Source organism: Kitasatospora sp. NPDC091257 (genome assembly GCF_044757675.1).
Lineage (GTDB): Bacteria > Actinomycetota > Actinomycetes > Streptomycetales > Streptomycetaceae > Kitasatospora > Kitasatospora lactacystinica.
Genome location: NZ_JBIVVI010000539.1, coordinates 1 through 5,871 on the forward strand (window position 1 = coordinate 1; position 5,871 = coordinate 5,871).

At 71.4% G+C, this 5,871-nt stretch carries 4 protein-coding genes, 1 tRNA gene and 2 pseudogenes; 1 reads left to right on the top strand and 6 read right to left on the bottom strand.

Annotation, left to right across the window (positions count from 1 at the left end; translation table 11 throughout):
- The 5 genes and pseudogenes from ACIQOV_RS23715 to ACIQOV_RS23735 all read right to left on the bottom strand — a co-directional run.
- Positions 1 to 125, bottom strand: a pseudogene (locus ACIQOV_RS23715) (threonine synthase); the annotation flags it as partial.
- A 10-nt stretch (positions 126 to 135) separates the two neighbouring features.
- Positions 136 to 1,428, bottom strand: coding sequence for a homoserine dehydrogenase (locus tag ACIQOV_RS23720; protein ID WP_401051477.1), 1,293 nt, complete (start codon positions 1,426 to 1,428; stop codon positions 136 to 138).
- 138 nt (positions 1,429 to 1,566) lie between these two features.
- Positions 1,567 to 2,958 (bottom strand): diaminopimelate decarboxylase, encoded by a 1,392-nt coding sequence (gene lysA, locus ACIQOV_RS23725; protein WP_401051479.1) that lies wholly within the window; start codon positions 2,956 to 2,958, stop codon positions 1,567 to 1,569.
- Positions 2,959 to 3,047: 89 nt separating this feature from the next.
- Positions 3,048 to 4,709, bottom strand: coding sequence for an arginine--tRNA ligase (gene argS / locus ACIQOV_RS23730; protein WP_401051481.1), 1,662 nt, complete (start codon positions 4,707 to 4,709; stop codon positions 3,048 to 3,050).
- Between the two features lie 83 nt (positions 4,710 to 4,792).
- Positions 4,793 to 5,284: a response regulator gene (locus ACIQOV_RS23735; protein ID WP_401051483.1), complete on the bottom strand. Its 492-nt coding sequence runs from the start codon at positions 5,282 to 5,284 to the stop codon at positions 4,793 to 4,795.
- A 186-nt stretch (positions 5,285 to 5,470) separates the two neighbouring features.
- Between ACIQOV_RS23735 and ACIQOV_RS23740 the strand changes: the two genes are divergently transcribed.
- Positions 5,471 to 5,542 (top strand) — tRNA-Arg (locus ACIQOV_RS23740).
- Between the two features lie 139 nt (positions 5,543 to 5,681).
- Here ACIQOV_RS23740 and ACIQOV_RS23745 read toward each other — a convergent pair.
- A pseudogene (locus tag ACIQOV_RS23745) lies at positions 5,682 to 5,871 on the bottom strand (serine protease); the annotation flags it as partial.

Sequence of the window (5,871 nt, forward strand, 5' to 3'; positions counted from 1 at the left end):
CCCTCCAGCAGGGTGACCACCGGGGTGGCCGCGGTGACCGGCAGGCGGTCCCGGTACTCCTCGATCAGGCCGCGCCACTGGTGGGTGTGCGCGCCTCGGACGACGTTCTCGGCAACGGCGTTCATGGCTGGTTCCTTATTCCCCTTCGACCCTCATGATGCTGGCCACGTCCCGCACGCTGTCCAGCGCGCGGAGCTTGTCGACCGTCGCCGACAGCGCGGCGTCGGTGGCACGGTGGGTGACCACGACGAGCGAGGCGTCGCCGTCGCGGCCCTGCTGGCGCACGGTGTCGATGGACACGCCGTGCTCGGCGAAGACGGACGCGACCTGCGCGAGCACACCCGCGCGGTCGTCCACGTCCAGGCTGACGTGGTAGCGGGTGACCACCTCGTCCATCGGCTTGGCCGGCAGCCGGGTGTACACCGAGTCACCGGGACCGGTGGCGCCGGCCAGCTTGTTGCGGCAGACCGCGACCAGGTCGCCGAGCACCGCGGAGGCGGTCGGCGAACCGCCCGCGCCCGGGCCGTAGAACATCAGCCGGCCGGCCGCCTCGGCCTCGACGAACACCGCGTTGTACGCCTCGCGGACGGAGGCCAGCGGGTGCGACAGCGGGATCATCGCCGGGTGGACGCGCGCGGTGACGGACTCGCCGTCCGCGGCCCGCTCGCAGATCGCGAGCAGCTTGACCACGCAGCCCATCTCCTTGGCGGAGGCGATGTCGGCCGCGGTCACCTCGGTGATGCCCTCGCGGTAGACGTCCGCCGCGGTGACCTTGGTGTGGAAGGCGATGCCGGCCAGGATCGCGGCCTTGGCGGCGGCGTCGAAGCCCTCGACGTCGGCCGTCGGGTCGGCCTCGGCGTAGCCCAGCGCGGTGGCCTCCTCCAGCGCCTCCGAGTAACCGGCGCCGGTGGTGTCCATCTTGTCGAGGATGAAGTTGGTGGTGCCGTTGACGATGCCCAGCACCCGGTTGACCTTGTCACCCGCGAGGGACTCGCGCAGCGGACGCAGCAGCGGGATCGCGCCCGCCACCGCGGCCTCGTAGTACAGGTCCACCCCGGCCGCGGCGGCCGCGGCGTGCAGCTCGGTGCCGTCCTTGGCGAGCAGCGCCTTGTTGGCGCTGACCACCGAGGCGCCCTGCCCGAAGGCGGACAGGATCAGCGATTTGGACGGCTCGATGCCGCCCACCACCTCGACCACCACGTCGATGTCGCCCCGGTTGACCAGGGCCTCGGCGTCGGTGGTGATCAGGTGCTCGGGGACGCCCGGGCGGGTCCGCCCGGCGCGGCGGACCGCGATCCCGGCCAGCTCGACCGGAGCACCGATGCGAGCGGCGAGGTCGTCGGCCGTCGTCGTCATGATGCGCGCCACCTCGGAGCCCACCACACCACAACCCAGCAACGCCACCTTCAGCGGGCGCGTACGCATCATCCGACTCCGCTCTGCATTCATCAGCTTCGGTAATTTCCGGCGGGTTTTCCTGGACCGCCGGGAACTTCGGTCCGTACCAGTCTCCGGGACTTTCCGTACGGATCTACGGTCGTTCCATGATCTGAGACAAGGATTTCGTCATCCGATATCCAGACGCAGGAGATCCTCCTCCGTCTCGCGCCGGACGATCACCCGCGCCGCACCGTCCTTGACGGCGAGCACGGGGGGCTTGAGGGCGTGGTTGTAATTGCTCGCCATCGAACGGCAGTAGGCGCCGGTGGCGGGCACCGCGATCAGGTCGCCGGCGGTCAGGTCGGCCGGCAGGAAGGCGTCCCGGACGACGATGTCGCCGGACTCGCAGTGCTTGCCGACCACCCGCACCAGCATCGGCTCGGCGTCGCTGGTGCGCGACACCAGGGCCACCGAGTACTCGGCGTCGTACAGCGCGGTGCGGATGTTGTCGGACATCCCGCCGTCCACGCTGACGTAGGTGCGCAGGCCCTCCAGCGGCTTGACGGTGCCGACCTCGTACAGCGTGAACGCCGTCGGGCCCACGATCGCCCGGCCCGGCTCCACGCTCAGCCGGGGGGTGTCCAGGTTCGCGGCGGCGCACTCGCGGCGGACGATGTCGGCCAGCGCGGCCGCGATCTCGGCCGGCTCGCGCGGGTCGTCCTCGCTGGTGTACGCGATGCCGAGGCCGCCGCCGAGGTCGATCTCGGGCAGCTCGACGCCGTGCTCGTCGCGGATCCCGGCCAGCAGGCCGACCACCCGGCGGGCGGCCACCTCGAAGCCGGCCATGTCGAAGATCTGCGAGCCGATGTGCGAGTGGATGCCGCGCAGCTCCAGGCTGTCGTGGCCGAGCACCCGGCGCACCGCCTCGGCGGCCGCGCCCCCGGTGAGGGACAGGCCGAACTTCTGGTCCTCGTGCGCGGTGGCGATGAACTCGTGGGTGTGCGCCTCGACGCCGACGGTGATCCGGATCAGCACCTGCTGGCGCACGCCCTGGCGGGCGGCGATCGCGGCCAGGCGCTCGATCTCGTCGTAGGAGTCGACCACGATGTGCCCGACGCCGGTCCTCACCGCGTGTTCGAGCTCGTCCGCCGACTTGTTGTTGCCGTGCAGCGCGATCCGCCGCGGCGGCATCCCGGCGGCCAGCGCGACCGCCAGCTCGCCCGCGCTGCACACGTCGAGGTTGAGGCCCTCCTCGTGCAGCCAGCGCACGACGGCCTTGGAGAGGAACGCCTTGCCGGCGTAGTAGACGTCCGCCTCGGTGCCGAAGGCGTCCCGCCAGGCGCGCGCCCGGGAGCGGAAGTCCTCCTCGTCCAGCACGTAGGCGGGGGTGCCGAACTCGGCGGCCAGCCGCTTGACGTCGACGCCGCCGACGGTGGCCACGCCCTCGGCGTCGCGGGCGACGGTGCGCGACCAGACCTTGGGGTCGAGCGCGTTCAGGTCGGCGGGCGGGGCCTGGTAGTGGCCCTCGGGCAGGACGTCGCCGTGGCGGGGGCCTGCCGGGTGTGCGGAGCGGCTCATCTTCGTAGATCCTTCGAGACCTATGGCGAGGGGCGGCGACGGTCCCCGTTGACCGTCAGCCGCCCCCGCTGTGCGCTTGGGGGTGGTGCCTACATCCGCTCGGGCGCCGTCACGCCCAGGAGCGTGAGGCCGTTGGCGAGCACGGTGCGCGTCGCCTCGACCAGCCAGAGGCGGGCGCGGTGCGTGTCGTTGAGCTCCTCGTCGCCCTTGGGCAGGAACATGCAGTTCTCGTACAGGCGGTGGTATTTGCCCGCGAGCTTCTCCAGGTACACGGCGACCCGGTGCGGCTCGCGCAGCTCGCCGGCCGTGGCCAGCACCCGCGGGAACTCCGCGAGGTGGCCGAGCACGTCGGACTCCCATTCGGTGGCGAGCAGCTCGGGCTTGAACTGCTCGACCGTGCCCTTGTCCACGCCCAGCTCGGCGGCCTTGCGCGCCACGCCGCACATCCGGGTGTGCGCGTACTGGACGTAGAAGACCGGGTTCTCGTTGGTCTGGCTGGTCAGCAGGTTGATGTCCAGCGTGATCGTCGAGTCCGTGGAGGAGCGCGCCAGGGTGTAGCGGGCGGCGTCCACGCCGATCCACTCGACCACGTCGTCGATCGTGATGATGTTGCCGGCCCGCTTGGACATGCGGACCTCTTCGCCGTCGCGAAGCATCTTCACGAACTGGCCGATCTTCACCTCGATGTTGTGGTTCATGTCGTCGCCCGCGCAGGCCGAGATGGCCTTGAGGCGGTTGACGTAGCCGTGGTGGTCGGCGCCCAGCATGTAGAGCGCGACCTCGGCGCCGCGGTCCCGCTTGGACAGGTAGTACGCGGCGTCGGCGGCGAAGTAGGTCTTGTCGCCGTCGGCCTTGATCAGGACGCGGTCCTTGTCGTCACCGAAGTCGGTGGTGCGCAGGAAGACCGCGCCGTCCTGCTCGAAGACGTGGCCCTGCTCGCGCAGCCGGTCGATGGCCTTCTCGACCGCGCCGGAGTCGTGCAGCGTCTTCTCCGAGAACCACACGTCGAAGTGGGTGCCGAACTCGTCCATCGAGCGCTGGATCTCGGACACCATGAGCTTGAGGCCCTCGGTGCGGAAGACCTGCAGCTGCTCGTCCTCGGGCAGGTCGAGCACGCCCGGGACCGCGTCGGTGAGCGCCTTGGCGATGTCGACGATGTACTCGCCGACGTACCCGCCCTCGGGCACCTCGCGGCCGTTCGCGGCGGCCTGCAGCGAGGCGGCGAACTTGGTGATCTGCACACCGGCGTCGTTGAGGTAGTACTCGGTGGTGACGTCGGCACCGGAGGCCCGCAGCACGCGCGCCAGCGAGTCGCCGACGGCGGCCCAGCGGACGCCGCCGATGTGGATCGGGCCGGTCGGGTTGGCGGAGACGAACTCCAGGTTGATCTTCAGGCCGCCGAGGGCGTCGTTGCGGCCGTAGGCCTCGCCCGCCTCGACGATGGTGCGCGCCAGCGCACCGGCGGTGGCGGTGTCCAGGGTGATGTTCAGGAAGCCCGGACCGGCGATGTCGACCTTGGCGACGCCGGTGATCCCTCGCAGTCGCTCGACCAGCAGCTCGGCAACGGCTCGCGGCGGCTTGCCGGCCGCCTTGGCGAGCTGGAGGGCCACGTTCGTCGCGTAGTCGCCGTGGTCCCGGTTCTTGGGCCGGTCGACCGTCACGTGCTCGGGCACGGCGACGGCCAGCTCGCCCGCCTCGACGGCGGAGCTCACTGCGGCCTGGATTGCCTGGGAAAGGTCTGCGGGGGTCACGACGCCAAGCGTAGGCGAGACGGGGTGCCCGCCCGCCACTCGGTTTACCGGTTGAGACGCCGGGGTGCCGTCGTTACGGGGTCTCAGCCGCGATCGGTGCGCCCTGTTCGCTCAGGGCGAACTACGGCGGCGGCTTCACCGGCCCTGTCGCCGGCCTGCCCGCCGCCCTCCTCGCCGGCCTCTTCGCCGGGCGGCCCGCCGGGGTGCCCGGTGAGCCGCATCAGGCGTCGCACCAGGGCCACCAGGTCGGCCGGATCGAAGGGCTTGCCGAGGTAGCCGTCCACCCCGACCGTCTCCCCCAGGTCGAGGTCCGCCGGGGTGCAGGCGCTCACGATCGCGATCGGCAGCCGGCTGGTGTCCGGGGTCGCGCGCAGCCGGGCCGCCGTCCGCAGGCCGTCAAGCCGCGGCATCACCACGTCCAGCGTCACCACGTCCGGCTGCACCCGGCGGATGACCTCCAGGCACTCGGCGCCGTCGGCGGCGGTCACCACCTCGAAGCCTTCGAGCTCCAGGTTGACCCTGATCAGCTGGCGGATCACCTCGCTGTCGTCCACCACGAGGACCCGCCCGGACACTCCCGACACCTCACCGAGGGTATCGGCGGCCCCGCCGCCCCGTCCGGCCTTTGGGCACTTCCGCTCCCCCGCCCGCCGGGCCGCCGGGCCGCCGCGACGATCTTCGGGGAAACCCGTGCACGGGCCGCGTCCGAAGCCTGGTAGTGTTCTCCACGTCGGAAGCGCGAGCGACCGACAGGCCAACAGGCCCCCGTAGCTCAGGGGATAGAGCACCGCCCTCCGGAGGCGGGTGCGTAGGTTCGAATCCTACCGGGGGCACTCACGCAGTGATGGCGAGAGTGTAATCAGGGCCCAGATCAGTGGAGTTGATCCACGATCTGGGCCTTTGTCGTGTTCCGGGCCCGGTGGGGCCGGACGGGGCCGGACCGGGCCCGGCGCGGAACCGGGCCCGACGGGCTCAGGAGGCGGCCGCCTCCGCCTGGGCGTACAGGTCCGCGATGGTGTGGTCGAAGTAGGCGCTGTAGGAGATGTCGTCGGTGTCGCCGCCCTGCTGATAGCCGCCGATCGCGCCGATCACGTCGCCGGTGGCCGTGTTGATCCAGGGGCCGCCGCTGGTGCCGGACGGGTAGGCCGGGCAGTGCACCACC